Here is a 13,725-nt window from a genome sequence, read left to right as displayed (position 1 = left end):
ATTGTATGAGGTTTTGATTTTACAAGGACTTCGCCGGAAAACCAGCGGTTCCGTGCCGAACTCAAAGCGGCCAGATCAGAGGGATCAACAGCGAAGCCAGCAAACCCACAGTCAGATTCAGCGGCACGCCAACTTTCAGAAAATCTGTGAACCTGTACCCACCGGGGCCGTAAACCATCATGTTGGTCTGATATCCGATCGGCGTCGCGAATGAAGCCGAGGCCGCCACCATGACCGCCACGACCAGAGGTCGCGGATCAACGCCCACTGCCTGCGCCAATCCGATGGCAATCGGTGTCACCACAACCGCCACAGCGTTATTCGACACCAGCTCTGTCAGCACAGAGGTCAGCAAGTATACAGCCCAGATGATCAGGAATGGTGGCAGGGCACCAAGACCCGGCGCCACGGCTTCGACAATTAAGGAAACTGCACCGGATTTATCCAAGGCCGCGCCTATGGCCAGCATTGAGAAGATGAGGGCGAGCAATCGTCCTTCGACAAAGGAAAACGCCTCATCCGCGTCGATGCAGCGCGTAATCAAAACTATCGCAACAGCAAGGATCGACAGCAGCAGGATCGGTGCAACACCCAGCGCCGCCAGCACAACGATCATGACCAGCGCACCAATCGCAATCGGGGCGTGGCTTCGGCGGAATGCGCGGGCCGAAGGTTGGGTCACATCGACCATATCCATATCAGCAGCCAGTTTCCGGATATCCGCTGGTGATCCCTCCAGCAGCAGCGTGTCACCGACCCGCACGACCAGATCATCCAATTGCCGCCCGATATTCTGGTTTCTCCGATGCACCGCCAGCACATAGACGCCATAACGGCGGCGTAAACGCATCGCGCCAAGCGTCCGCCCGACCATGCGGCAACCCGGAGTGATCAGCACCTCGACCGTTTTCGTCTCAACCGCCGAGACCTGATCGACACGCTTGAGTTCCCTGTTGGTTTGCAGGCTCAGCAGTTCCGTCATCTCGGTCCGAAGAACGACACGGTCGCCAACTTTCAAAGCGACGCCCTTGAGGTTGCGCCGAAGTGACTCGTCGCCGCGCACGACGTCGATCAGGCGCACGCCCGGACGCTTGAACAGCTGCACGCCCGTCACCTCACGCCCGATCAGGTTGCTGTCGGGGGGAATGACAGCCTCGGTAAAGAACTTCATCTTCGACCGATCGCTAAGCATTGTCGCCATGCTGTCCCGTTCCGGCAGTAGGCGCGGCGCGACAAACCGCAGGTAGAACATGCCGTAAATGACCAGCGCGATGCCCAGTGGCGTGACTTCGAAGATCGTAAACGGGGCCATCCCCTGGGACCGCGCAACACCATCAACCAACAGGTTGGTCGAGGTCCCGATCAGGGTCAGCGTACCACCCAGAATGGCCGCATAACTTAGCGGGATCAGTAGTTTCGAGGCCGACACGTTCAGCGTCCGCGCGATCTGAACGAATACGGGGATCATGACGACCACAACAGGCGTGTTTGAAACCACCGCTGAGGCAAAGACAACAAATGCCATCAACGTTGCGATTGCGACTTTGGGACTTACCTGTGCCTGTTTTTGTGCGGTCGATGTGAATGCGTCCAGTGCTCCGGTACGCACCAATGCTCCCATGATGATGAACATCGCGGCAATCGTCCAAGGGGCCGGGTTTGACAGAACGGCAAGTGCGCTTTGATAGGGCAGAATGCCCGTCACCAGCATCACGGCCACGCCACCAATTGCGACCACTTCAGTCGGATAGGATTCGCGCAGGAACATGATGAACATGCCTGCAACGACCAACAGCGCCAGTATCGCGCTTCCCATTTCTGTCAGTTGAAGGAATTGCATTCTTGGTTTTCTGTCCGAACCCTGGCCTGGTTTACGCGCCCGTCAGGCAGTTTCACGCATTGCGCGCGACAGAGCAAGCCTGACGTGCCCTTACTGTGGGCCAGCTTGCTGTAGCCGCCCGCCAACGCGCACCATTTGAACAGATTTCGCCTGACCGTCCCTGTCGTCGGTTTCAACGAACACGCCACTTAGCGTGGCCTCGCCATTAGCCGGAGTGAACCGGGCTTTGGGCATACCGGTGATAAACCGGCGCATCGGTTCCAGCTTGTCCATGCCGATGACCGAGTCATAATCGCCACACATGCCCGCATCCGTCAGATAGGCCGTGCCACCCGGCAGGATTTGCGCGTCAGCAGTCGGCACATGCGTATGCGTGCCCACAACAAGGCTGGCGCGTTTGTCGCAATAGTGGCCCATGGCCATCTTTTCGGATGTGGCTTCACAATGCATATCGACGATGATCGCCTGCGCTTGCCCGCCACGCGGGTGCGACTTCAGGATTGGTTCAATCGCCGAAAACGGATCGTCGAAAGGGCGTTTCATGAAGACCTGCCCCAACACCTGAACCACCAGAACCTTGCGCCCACCGGGCGCAGTGTACAACCGGTGCCCCCGGCCCGGCGCTCCTTTGGCAAAGTTTACCGGGCGCACGATGCGGGGTTCGCTTTCGATGAATTGCAACATGTCCTTCTGGTCGAACGCGTGATCGCCCAGTGTCAGGCAATCGGCCCCGGCATCCAGCAGCAGCTTGGCGTGATCCCCGGTCAGACCCATCCCGTTTGATGCGTTCTCGCCATTGACCACGACAAAATCCAACCGCCATTCGTCGCGCAGACGCGGCAAATGTTGCTGAATGGCCGCGCGTCCGGCGCGGCCCATCACGTCACCCAGAAAAAGTATCCTCATTCGAACTGTCCTAAGTGTGGTATCTCTCAAGCACAAGTGGTTAAGCTGGCAGAATAAACCGCCAAAGAACATAATGCAGGAGATTTCCCATGCGCCTTGCCCTTCTGACCGCCGCCAGTTTGACCGCGCTTTCAGCTTGCGACCAGCCTGCTTCAAACGACTCGTCCACCCAGCTGGCGAACCCGGCAGCAACCTTTTGCGTTGAAAGCGGCAATCGTTACGAAATCCGAGATGGCGAAGGCGGCCAGATCGGCATCTGCATCCTGCCCGACGGCATCGAAGTGGACGCATGGGAGTACTTTCGCGAAAACAGCCCGACCTGAGGCGGTCAGGCCGAGAACGTCAGTACTCGGCTTTCAGTGATGACCATATCCAACGTCTGATCCGTGGGTTCCAACGGCAGCCCCTCGGCCTCTTGTGCGTCAAAGGCAAAGCCGATGGCCAGTGTGGGGCGCTTGGCGCGCAATCCCTCTAGCGTGCGGTCATAAAAGCCACCGCCATATCCCAGTCTTCCGCCTTGCGCGTCAAAAGCAACCAGCGGCACAACCAGAATCTCGGGGTCAAAATAATCGTCAATCTCGGGAACCTTGGCGCCGAACGGGCCGTCTTTCAACACGCCCTCGGGCGTCCAGCGCGAAAACCGCAACGCCTGTCCGGCGGCCTGAATGACTGGCACACCGACCGGACCATAAGCCGCGGCCTCGGCCATAGCAGGCAAAGGATCAATTTCGGTGCGGATCGGCATGTACCCCGACATCGGGACGCCGCGATGCCCCGCAAGCACTTCGGACAAACGTCCGGCTGCACCCGGCAAACGCGCATCGAATGCAACCTTCCGGCGCGCAAATGCCGCCTTACGGGCGACGGCCTTGATTTCAGTCAGATCGGTCACAGAAGCACCACGCTGGCAAGCCCAAGAAAGATGAAGAACCCCATGACATCCGTTGTGGTGGTCACGAAGGTCCCTGACGCCAGCGCCGGGTCAATGCCCAGACGATCCAGCACAACCGGTACTACCGTACCTGCGAAGCCTGCGATCGCCATATTCACGACCAAGGCCGAGCCGATCACGACACCCAACAAGGGTGAATCGAACCACATCATGCCGACAGTCCCCAAAACGGTCGCAAAGCACAGACCATTGAGTACCCCCACAAGCAATTCTCGCCGGATAACGCGCGCCACGTTCGATCCGGTCAGGTCACGCGTTGCAAGCGCCCGCACCGCAACCGTCAGCGACTGCGTCCCGGCATTACCCCCCATCGAGGCAACGATTGGCATCAGGATTGCCAGTGCCACTAACTGATTGATCGCCGCTTCGAACTGCGAGATGACCAGTGACGCGCATATTGCGGTACACAGATTGACGGCCAGCCAAGGCAGGCGCCGCCTACTGGTCGCGGCGACACTGTCGGACAACGAGCTTTCGTCGCTGACGCCGGCAAGGCGTAACATGTCCTCTTCGTATTCTTCGTCCAGAACAACCATGGCGTCATCAATGGTAATCACGCCGACCAAACGCCCATCGGCATCGACCACCGGGGCGGAAATCAGGTGGTACTGGTTAAAAGCGTAGGCCACATCCTCTTCGTCCTGATCGACGGGGATGGTATGAAATTCCTCTTCGGCGATGTCGTGCAACGGCACTTCGCGCCGGGTTGCCATCAGCTTGCCCAACGTGACCTGTGCCACCGGTTTGAGCCGCGGATCAACCAGAACAACGTGATAGAACTGTTCCGGCAAGTCATCATTGGCGCGCATGAAATCAATGGTCTGCCCCACGGTCCAATGCTCGGGCGACATGACAACCTCGCGCTGCATGAGGCGACCGGCTGAGTTTTCCGGATAGGACAGCGCCTGTTCCGCGGCGATCCGCTCGGAATCTTCCAACGCGTCCAGGATGGCTTCTTGCTGCGGCTCTTCAAGGTCTTCCAGCAGGTCGACGACGTCATCGCTCTCCATTTCCCGCACGGCGTCGGCCAGAACATCGGGGCGCAGGACACTGATAACCTCTTCGCGGACGGACTCATCCAGTTCGGATAAGATATCGCCGTCAAATTCCTTGTCGTAAAGACGGATCAAACGCCCACGGTCATAGGGATTAATCTGTTCAAGGAGGTCAGCAATGTCCGCAGGGTGCAGCGGCTCCATCAGCTCGATCAGCTTGTCGCGATCTTCCACATCAACCGCATACAGGATCGCGGCAACCATCCGGCGATCCAGCGCATAGGCGTCATCGTCGCTTGCGGAATCGATTACGGGTTCATCATAGCCTGTCGTCATGTCTGCCCCCGGTTGGTTCGCGCATTGACCCCTAATTAGAAGAAGCAGCTACCGGAAAACAATGACAATGAGCCGATTTACCGACAAGTTTCGCCCCACTATGCTGTTTCGCAGTCCCATACAGGCGGAGATGAACGGAAATGGCGCAAAAAACGCTGCTGAAAGGGCGTGTCCTGAGCTTCAACGGATCACCATTTGAAAGTGAGCCGACAGAGGCTGTGACAATCAGCGAAGCGGCCCTGATCGAAGACGGCCGCATATCTGCAGTCGGCGAGGCCGACAGCTTGATATCCGCGAACCGCGATGCCGAAGTTGTAAACCACGGTCAACACGTGATCATGGCTGGCTTGGTGGATGCGCATGTCCATTACCCACAGACCGCGATGATCGCCAGCTGGGGCAAGCGCCTGATCGACTGGCTGAACACATATACTTTCCCCGAGGAAATGAAGTTCGGGAATCCCGACTATGCAGCCGAGATCGCCAACCGTTATTTGGATCTGACGGCGTCGCACGGTACCACGACAATGTGCAGTTTCTGCACCATCCACCCCGAAAGCGTCGACGCATTCTTCACAGCCGCCCAGCAACGCCGGCAGCGTGTGGTGGCAGGCAAAACCTGCATGGATCGCAACGCGCCCGAAGGGCTGCGGGATACCCCGCAGACGGCATATGATCAATCGCAGGCGCTGCTTGAGAAATGGCACGGTGTCGACCGGATATCCTACGCCATCACACCACGGTTCTCGCCCACATCCACGCCCGAACAGCTTGAGGCGATGGGCGCACTGTGGGCCGAACACCCGCATTGCCTGATGCAAACGCACCTGAGCGAGCAGACAGACGAAATCTCATGGGTTCGTGAGCTTTTCCCTGATGCGCGGGACTATTTGGATACCTATGAAAAGTTCGGACTGCTGGGCTCACATGGCGTTTACGGCCATGTCATCCATCTGGAATCGCGCGAACGTGACCGGCTGCGCGAGGTTGACGCCTCGCTGATCCATTGCCCGACCTCGAACACGTTTATCGGATCCGGCTTGTTCGACATGGACGGGCTGATGGGCGAAGGGCACCGGGTTGGTCTGGCAACAGATACTGGTGGCGGGTCGAGCTTTTCAATGCTGCACACGATGGCCTCGGCCTATGAAATCGGGCAGCTGCGCGGCTCGCCGCTGCACGCGGCACAACTGCTGTGGCTGGGCACGGTTGGCTCGGCCCGTACGCTGCGGATGGATGATTGCATTGGCAATGTCGCACCGGGGATGGAGGCTGATCTGGTCGTTCTTGACCTCGCCTCAACCCCCGCAATTGCCCAGCGTGAAGCCTGCGCCGATGATCTGTGGGAGGCGATCTTTCCTACGATCATGATGGGCGACGACCGGGCGATTGCTGAGGTTTGGATCGCCGGTCGCCGCGTGTCTTCCTAAGCCTGCAAAGTGCGGGCCAATTGGGTCTGCCGTTCGATCACGCGCGGCAGGTCCAACGTCGTGACATGCCCGTCGCGCACGATCTGGCGGCCTTCAACAAACAGGTGTTTCACCTTCATCGGTCCGGCCAACAGCAATGCGGCCGGGTCCCAGCTGCCTGCACTTTCGATACCACGCGTGTCCCATATGGCGATGTCAGCGCGCTTGCCGGGCTCTAGCCGACCACAATCAGGGCGGTTCAGCACGTCTGCCCCGCCGCGTGTCGCGATTTCCAACGCTTCGCGTGACGACATCGCATCCGCGCCATTGGCAACGCGCTGCAGCAGCATGGCCTGTCGGGCCTCGAGGATCAGACTGCCGTTATCGTTGCTGGCCGAACCGTCGGCGCCCAGACCCACCGGAACCCCGTGATCACGCATGGTTCGAACCGGTGCGATACCGGACCCCAAGCGGCAGTTTGAGCACGGGCAATGCGCCACACCCGTTTGGGTTCTGGCGAACAGATCAATCTCGGCCCCGTCCAGTTTCACGCAATGCGCGTGCCAGACGTCTGATCCGGTCCAACCCAGATCTTCGGCATATTGACCAGGGCGGCACCCGAACTGCGCCTGCGAATACGCTATATCCTCATCATTTTCCGCCAAATGAGTGTGCAGCATCACACCCTTGTCGCGCGCAAGGATTGCCGTGTCGCGCATCAGGTCTCTGCTGACGGAAAACGGGGAGCAAGGTGCCAACCCTACCCGGCACATCGCCCCATCGGATGGATCATGAAACGCGTCAACCACGCGGATCATGTCGTCGAGGATATCGGATTCCACCTCGACCAATGCATCTGGCGGCAAGCCGCCGTCGCTTTCCCCGATGCTCATTGCGCCGCGGGTCGGATGGAATCGCAGACCAATTTCGGCGGCGGCAGCGATCGTATCGTCCAGGCGCGCGCCGTTGGGGTAAAGGTAAAGGTGGTCAGAGCTGAGCGTACAGCCCGACAGAGCCAATTCAGCCAGGCCAATCTGAGCCGACACAAACATCTCTTCAGGGCCGAAACGGGACCAGATCGGATAGAGTGTCTGCAACCATCCGAACAGCAGTGCATCCTGCCCGCCCGGCACAGCCCGCGTCAGGGTTTGGTACAGATGGTGATGGGTATTCACCAGCCCGGGCGTCACAACACAACCCGCAGCATCGTGGATCTCACCGTCGGTTTGCAAGTTGTGGGCGATCTGCGCGATCTGCCCCCCCACGATCAGAATGTCTGCGCCCGACAACTCATGCCGCGCGTCATCCATCGTCAGAATGGTATCTGCATTTTTGATAAGGATTTCGGTCAATTCGCCCTCCTGCAACAGCCCGTCTCATGCAAGAAGTGCAAAGGCTGGCGGAAAACGGGCATAAGAACCAGCCGCGTAGAACCTACCCGACCGGCCAAATTGCGGCAACCAGTTTCAATAGTTGCGCAGGATTTCCAGTGCGACCGCGTGCAGTTCGGGATTCGCCGCCGCCAGAGCCCGCCCGCCATTATGGGCCGGACCGCCCCGCCAGTCAGTCACAACCCCACCAGCAGCCTCGATCACTGCAATGGGGGCCTGAATGTCATAGGCGTTCAGGCTGGATTCGATCACCAGATCAACCTGCCCCGCCGCCACCAGCGCATAGGCATAACAATCCATGCCATAACGGGTCAACTTTGCTTGCCGGGCCACCGCTTCGAACCCTGCGCGGTCCTCAGGTGTGCCAACCTCTGGGAAAGTCGTAAAAACAACCGCCTGATCCAAAGCGGATGTCGAGCGTGTCTTCAACGGTGTCGTTCCAGATGGGCCGGTGACCTGCGCGATATCCGCCGAACCCACAAACCGTTCGCCGATATAGGGTTGGTCGATCACCCCCATAATCGGGCCGTCAGTTGTGCTGAGAGCAATCAGAACCCCCCAAGTCGGAGTACCGCTGATAAAACCGCGGGTACCGTCGATGGGGTCCAGAACCCAAGTCCGGCCGCTGGAGCCTTCTTCGCGACCGAACTCTTCGCCAAAAATGCCATCTTCGGGCCGATGGCGTGCCAGAATCGCGCGCATCGCCTTTTCAGCGTTTCGGTCGGCTATAGTGACGGGGTCAAACCCATCATCCAGTTTGTTCGTGGTGTCCAGATTAGTTTGCCGGAAATACGGAAGAATGGCCGCACGCGCCGCGTCGGCCATTTCTTCGGCAACTTCCAGATCGCTTAGAGAGGTCTCTTGCATGCGTAACCCGTGAGGCGCGCACGGTTTGAAGTCAACCCGCTAATTTATGCGACGTCGCTAAGAACCCGCGCCAGCTCAAAAAGGCGGCGACGTTGGTTTTCGGGAATCGCGTAATAGGACCGCACGAGGTCCAGCGCTTCCTTGTCCCCCATCAGATCGGCAGGAACCGACTTTTTGCCTGATGTTTCTTTTTCGGCCTCTTCCAGACCCTCAAAGAAAAAGCTGACGGGAACGTCCAATGCCTCGGCAATGTCCCACAGTCGAGACGCGCTGATCCGGTTGGCCCCAGTTTCATACTTTTGAATTTGTTGAAACTTAATACCAACTTGCTGCGCCAACTGCTGCTGGGTCATGCCAATCAGCCAGCGGCGATGCCGGACGCGCTTGCCCACATGGACATCGACGTGATGGGTCATTGGTATTCTCCTCTTTTACACACAACTACTAGGGGCGCGCGTTGCTTTTTATCGCAACACTAGCGAGTCGCACTTAACCACTCCCTAATTTGGAACATACCCCCAAAACAGCACCATAGCGCAATATTGCCGCATTTGGGTAATTTTTCAAGAAGGTTGAATCCGTTTCCCGTCACAAAGATTTAAGGTTGTGTGTTTTTGACGCTTCGATGCGTACTGTACCCGCTGTCGGGCACCCGAATGCAACCAATGCGCCCGGAGAAATGATTGACAAACCCTGGCTGAAAAGAATCTATGCCTCAAATTTACGGAGCGCGATCATGCAGGCATTCACGATTCAATCCCAGGGAAGCGCGGCCCAATTGGCTGATATTGACCTTCCCGAACCCGGCACAGGGCAAGTGCGCATCGCAATTAAGGCCTGCGGATTGAATTTTGCCGACCTGCTAATGCAGAAGGGTACGTATCAGGACACGCCCGAGGCTCCGTTCACGCTGGGTATGGAAGTTGCGGGCGTTGTCGACAAGCTGGGTAACGGTGTTACGCGCCTGAATGTCGGGGACCGCGTGGCCGTATATTCCGGTCAGGGCGGGCTGGCGGAATATGGCGTTTTTGATGCGAGCCGTGCGATACCCCTGCCCGACGCAATTAGCTTTGAAAATGCAGCGGCCATTCAGATCGCTTACGGCACCAGCCACATCGCCCTTGATCACCGGGCGCATCTGCGGCCGGGCGAGACCCTTTTGGTGACCGGGGCCGCAGGTGGGGTTGGACTTACCGCCGTCGAAATCGGCAAGCTTATGGGCGCGACGGTAATTGCCCATGCGCGCGGGCAGGAAAAACTGGATGTGGCCCGCGCGGCTGGTGCGGATCACCTGATCGACGCCTCGGAAGACTTGCGCGCACGCGTCAAGGAACTGGGCGGCGCGGATGTCGTCTATGACGCTGTCGGAGGGGATGTCTTCAAAGCCGCGTTCCGGGCAACCAACCCCGAAGGGCGTCTGTTACCCATCGGGTTTGCGGGCGGCGACGTCCCCCAAATTCCGGCCAACCATCTGTTGGTGAAAAACCTGACAGTGATTGGGTTTTACATCGGCGGCTATTTGAAGTTCCGGCCGCAGATCGTTCAGGACAGCTTTGACACGCTGTTCGGCTGGCTTGCCGAGGGTCGGATCAAGCCGCATATCAGCCACGTACTTCCGTTGGCCGAGGCCGACAAAGGCATGCAGTTGCTGCGCGATCGCGTGGCCACCGGCAAAGTGGTTATTTCTCCCTGACGGGCGCTTAACCCACGACAGCCTTGAGCGGTGCACTGCCCAGCATACGAAAATTCTGACGCAACAGCGCAGCCAGCGCTTCGACGACGGCGCCGCGCCCGGTCTCGCCTCCGTACAGATTGATCATGTGGGCGGGCAGTTCCGGCAATGCCCCTCCGGTATCAATCTGTTCAAGATGTGCGGGTTCGGTCCCGTCCAGCATCGCGTGAACAGCCAGATCCGCGCTGACGGTCGCCTCGATCGTGCGGTCGTTTTCTGTTTCGACTGACAGTTCCCACGGGATACCTTCCGCATCAAGGGCCGAGATCATCTGGGGCCGAAACGCGCATCGCCGCCCAACAGCCAGCGGAATCGGGTTCTTACGCCATGCTGACCCGCCTGGCGCCCCAATCCACCGTAAGGGCAGTTCCGCGACGGTCTCAGATCCGTCACTGGCTGAGGCTTCGGTTGTCAGGATCAAATCGCACTCGCCGCGTTTGAACATTTCTTTCAGCTGAAGGGAATATGACGAAATCAGCTGCACCCGAACCCGCGGGAAGTCAGCGTTGAAACGCTGCAATACCCGCGGAATGGCCGGGTAGACGATGTCATGCGGAACGCCCAGAACGACCTCGCCTTCATAGGCCTGATCCGTGAGCTTTGAGATTACTTCGTCATTCAGTGCGATCATGCGCCGGGCATAGGCCAGTAGCTGTTCACCGGATGCAGTCAACGCAATTGTGCGCCCACTACGGTCCAACAATTCAAGGCCCAGCAGCTCTTCCAACCGCTTCAACTGCATCGACACAGCGGATTGCGTCAGATGCAGAAATCCGGCTGCCCGTGTGACGCCGCCTTGGTCAGCAACGGCAACGAAGGAACGGAGCGTGGTGATATCCAGATTTCGCAAGTTCACAAATCCTTATGCATCTCTTCATAAATATTCATTTTCAAAATGTGACATGTTGCGCCATATAAATCAAGGAAGTTGATGGAAACACGATCAACCATCACGAAACAGAGAAAGGACAATAAATATGACCCAAATTGCAATCAAACAGCACTGCACACCTCAGCGTCGCTCTTTGTTGTCCTCGCTTCGGGATGCGCTCTCTCTTCTACGTCAGCGCAAAACGCTTGCCAGACTTGATGATCGCGCCCTGGAAGACATCGGTATCACCCGCCAACAGGCCGAAGCCGAGGCGTCACGATCCATTTGGGATGCGCCGGAGTTCTGGCAAAAGTGATTCGATACCGCACCTTTTCTCAGTGAATGGCAGCGCGAACCGTCGGGCTGCCATTTTTGTTGCGTGTTTTAGCCAGTTTCGGCCGTTAAACCCTTGAAACACAGCCCGCACTTGCCGATATTTGCGGGGAATGGGGTCAACATCATGGCCCGACAAGAAATATGCAAAGGGAGACCCTTAATGGCACAATTTGACACGATCCGGACGGCGACCGGTGCGCGCGCTGCCCAGATTGACGAGGGCCTGCGCGCCCATATGAACAAAGTCTACGGCACGATGTCTGTGGGCATGCTGATTACATTCATGGCGGCCTGGGCCATTTCCGGCCTTGCAACCACAACGGACCCGTCGGCTGCGGTCGGGCAAATCAACTCGGGCACCTATCTGACTTCGCTGGGTGCCGCGATCTACACGTCGCCCCTGCGCTGGGTGATCATGTTTGCACCGCTGGCGTTCATCTTTGGCTTTAGCGCGGGCATCAACCGCTTGTCCGCCGCAGCTGCGCAGCTGGTGTTCTATGCATTCGCAGCGGTGATGGGCCTGTCGATCAGCTGGATTTTCATTGCCTTTACAGGCATGTCGATCATTCAGGTGTTCCTGATTACTTCGATCGCCTTCGCTGGGCTGTCCTTGTATGGCTACGTGACCAAGAAAGACCTGTCTGGAATGGGTACCTTCCTGATCATGGGTCTTATCGGCCTGATCGTGGCGATGGTTGTAAACATCTTCCTGCAGTCACCCGCGATGATGTACGCGATCTCGGTGATCGGTGTACTGATCTTTGCTGGCCTGACCGCCTATGACACGCAGAAGATCAAAACCACCTACCTGCAGATGGCTCATTCGGGCGACCAGGAATGGTTGGGTAAAGCCGCAATCATGGGCGCGCTGAGCCTGTACCTGGACTTTATCAACATGTTCATGTTCCTGCTGCAGCTGTTCGGAAACCGCGAATAAGACAGCCGGAATTCGATTTCAAAGGCGGGCCAGATTTGGCCCGCTTTTTTTGTTTGCCTCGCTGCATGGCATCCTGCCCGGGACGGCAAACAGGCGGCGCAGACTTATGTCGCCAAGAACAAAAAAGCCTCCACCGAGACAGTGGAGGCTTTTCATTTCGTAACTGCGTGGTTCGATCAGCTGCAGTTCAGAGCAACCGCAAAACCCGAGCTGCGCGACGACGACCCCTTGCGGAACACGTCACCTGCAGGCAGGCAACCGGTAAACTGTTCGGCATTTTGGCCAAAGGCTGCGCCGATGTCGTTGTCCACGCGGGTGCTGTTGTTTGCGGTTCGAAGAACTCCGAACAAAGTGCCGTTCACGCTGACGGTGCTTAAGAACAGGTTCATATCCGAACCGGTCAGAACGACTGAGTTTGTGTCGCTGCGCCCACCGTTGTCGATCGCGACGCGGGCAATTTTTTCCGCCTCGGTCTGATCCGTTACGACCGGGATGGATGGCAACAAAGCCAGTTCCGCCGGAATATTAGTGGCGTCGGGAAGGAACGAGACCGCACCGGGAACATCCGAGAGGGTCCGGGGCTCACCATCGATGCCCGTGAAGCCAACGCCCGATCGATTAAAGGGGTCTTCACAAGCCGCAAGGGTGAATACGGCAATTGTGGATAACAAGATTTTTTTCATGGCGACCAACATTTTGGAACGATTTGCTGAAGCGTATGGCCAAGGGGTTCCAAAAAGCAACCCGCCGCCCAACCGAATAGCCGTTACGCTGATGCGCCACTGCAACGGCCAGTTTCTGATCCCGGGCATTTCACCCAGCCGCATGCACAAAGAAAAAGGGTTCCGCATCAGCGAAACCCTTTTTCATTCTGTCCAAGTTGGACGGCAGATTACTTAATCTTGCCTTCCTTGTACTCGACATGTTTCCGAGCAACCGGATCGTATTTACGAACGATCATTTTCTCGGTCATGGTGCGAGCATTTTTCTTGGTCACGTAGAAGTGGCCCGTGCCCGCGGTCGAGTTCAGACGGATCTTGATTGTCGTCGGCTTCGCCATGGTTATCTCCTGCGTCCGAAAAGGCAGGGGCCTTTCGGTTGAATTCCTATGAGCGTGCGCTTTTACGCCTTGCACGGCTCGTGTCAAGGGCAA

15 protein-coding genes are annotated in these 13,725 nt (G+C 57.7%); 5 read left to right on the top strand and 10 right to left on the bottom strand.

The genetic code is table 11. The annotated features are described in order from the left end of the window. Nucleotides 1-61 precede the first annotated feature (61 nt). Together AC2FID_RS06460 and AC2FID_RS06455 are read right to left on the bottom strand one after the other, a co-directional pair. On the bottom strand, nt 62-1,840 hold the full coding sequence (locus tag AC2FID_RS06460) for an SLC13 family permease (RefSeq protein ID WP_496835878.1): 1,779 nt from the start codon (nt 1,838-1,840) through the stop codon (nt 62-64). Between the two features lie 90 nt (nt 1,841-1,930). Further along, complete coding sequence (locus AC2FID_RS06455; RefSeq protein WP_496696024.1) at nt 1,931-2,746, bottom strand: TIGR00282 family metallophosphoesterase; 816 nt, start codon at nt 2,744-2,746, stop codon at nt 1,931-1,933. Between the two features lie 89 nt (nt 2,747-2,835). Between AC2FID_RS06455 and AC2FID_RS06450 the strand changes: the two genes are divergently transcribed. Further along, complete coding sequence (locus AC2FID_RS06450; RefSeq protein WP_496835965.1) at nt 2,836-3,069, top strand: putative hemolysin; 234 nt, start codon at nt 2,836-2,838, stop codon at nt 3,067-3,069. A gap of 5 nt (nt 3,070-3,074) precedes the next feature. On the opposite strand, the gene AC2FID_RS06445 is transcribed toward AC2FID_RS06450, so the two are convergent. After that, nucleotides 3,075-3,638: a 5-formyltetrahydrofolate cyclo-ligase gene (locus tag AC2FID_RS06445; RefSeq protein WP_472723206.1), complete on the bottom strand. Its 564-nt coding sequence runs from the start codon at nt 3,636-3,638 to the stop codon at nt 3,075-3,077. Continuing rightward, nucleotides 3,635-5,029 carry a magnesium transporter gene (mgtE, locus tag AC2FID_RS06440; RefSeq protein WP_282151683.1) on the bottom strand — a complete coding sequence of 465 codons (1,395 nt, stop codon included), beginning with the start codon at nt 5,027-5,029 and terminating at the stop codon, nt 3,635-3,637. Before mgtE ends, AC2FID_RS06445 begins: the two co-directional genes overlap by 4 nt. 140 nt (nt 5,030-5,169) lie before the next feature. On the opposite strand from mgtE, the gene guaD reads away from it, so the two are divergent. Then, nucleotides 5,170-6,459, top strand: coding sequence for a guanine deaminase (gene guaD / locus AC2FID_RS06435; protein ID WP_496835964.1), 1,290 nt, complete (start codon nt 5,170-5,172; stop codon nt 6,457-6,459). Here guaD and AC2FID_RS06430 read toward each other — a convergent pair. The 3 genes from AC2FID_RS06430 to AC2FID_RS06420 form a co-directional block, all read right to left on the bottom strand. After that, nucleotides 6,456-7,790 carry an 8-oxoguanine deaminase gene (locus AC2FID_RS06430; RefSeq protein WP_108859507.1) on the bottom strand — a complete coding sequence of 445 codons (1,335 nt, stop codon included), beginning with the start codon at nt 7,788-7,790 and terminating at the stop codon, nt 6,456-6,458. The genes guaD and AC2FID_RS06430 overlap by 4 nt on opposite strands. Before the next feature lie 114 nt (nt 7,791-7,904). Next, a complete protein-coding gene (gene hisN / locus AC2FID_RS06425; RefSeq protein WP_108859373.1) occupies nt 7,905-8,696 on the bottom strand; it encodes a histidinol-phosphatase in 792 nt (263 codons plus the stop codon). A 44-nt stretch (nt 8,697-8,740) separates the two neighbouring features. Beyond that, entirely contained in the window at nt 8,741-9,112 is a 372-nt protein-coding gene (locus AC2FID_RS06420; RefSeq protein ID WP_058275630.1) for a helix-turn-helix domain-containing protein, read from the bottom strand. Nucleotides 9,113-9,432: 320 nt separating this feature from the next. On the opposite strand from AC2FID_RS06420, the gene AC2FID_RS06415 reads away from it, so the two are divergent. Next, nucleotides 9,433-10,389 (top strand): NADPH:quinone oxidoreductase family protein, encoded by a 957-nt coding sequence (locus AC2FID_RS06415; protein WP_472723203.1) that lies wholly within the window; start codon nt 9,433-9,435, stop codon nt 10,387-10,389. Between the two features lie 7 nt (nt 10,390-10,396). On the opposite strand, the gene AC2FID_RS06410 is transcribed toward AC2FID_RS06415, so the two are convergent. Next, entirely contained in the window at nt 10,397-11,278 is an 882-nt protein-coding gene (locus AC2FID_RS06410; protein WP_496835961.1) for a LysR family transcriptional regulator, read from the bottom strand. Nucleotides 11,279-11,405: 127 nt separating this feature from the next. Between AC2FID_RS06410 and AC2FID_RS06405 the strand changes: the two genes are divergently transcribed. Both AC2FID_RS06405 and AC2FID_RS06400 read left to right on the top strand, forming a co-directional pair. Next, a complete protein-coding gene (locus tag AC2FID_RS06405; protein WP_282119062.1) occupies nt 11,406-11,615 on the top strand; it encodes a DUF1127 domain-containing protein in 210 nt (69 codons plus the stop codon). A gap of 180 nt (nt 11,616-11,795) precedes the next feature. Further along, on the top strand, nt 11,796-12,572 hold the full coding sequence (locus tag AC2FID_RS06400; RefSeq protein WP_282119061.1) for a Bax inhibitor-1/YccA family protein: 777 nt from the start codon (nt 11,796-11,798) through the stop codon (nt 12,570-12,572). 176 nt (nt 12,573-12,748) lie between these two features. Here AC2FID_RS06400 and AC2FID_RS06395 read toward each other — a convergent pair whose 3' ends face one another. Then, nucleotides 12,749-13,255, bottom strand: a complete 507-nt coding sequence (locus AC2FID_RS06395; protein WP_282119060.1) for a hypothetical protein — start codon at nt 13,253-13,255, stop codon at nt 12,749-12,751. 209 nt (nt 13,256-13,464) lie between these two features. Further along, nucleotides 13,465-13,632, bottom strand: coding sequence for a 50S ribosomal protein L33 (gene rpmG / locus AC2FID_RS06390; RefSeq protein WP_058275626.1), 168 nt, complete (start codon nt 13,630-13,632; stop codon nt 13,465-13,467). Nucleotides 13,633-13,725: the final 93 nt, after the last annotated feature.

It is taken from the genome of Ruegeria sp. CDSC068, assembly GCF_059610545.1.
This window is presented reverse-complemented; position numbering and strand designations above follow the sequence as displayed.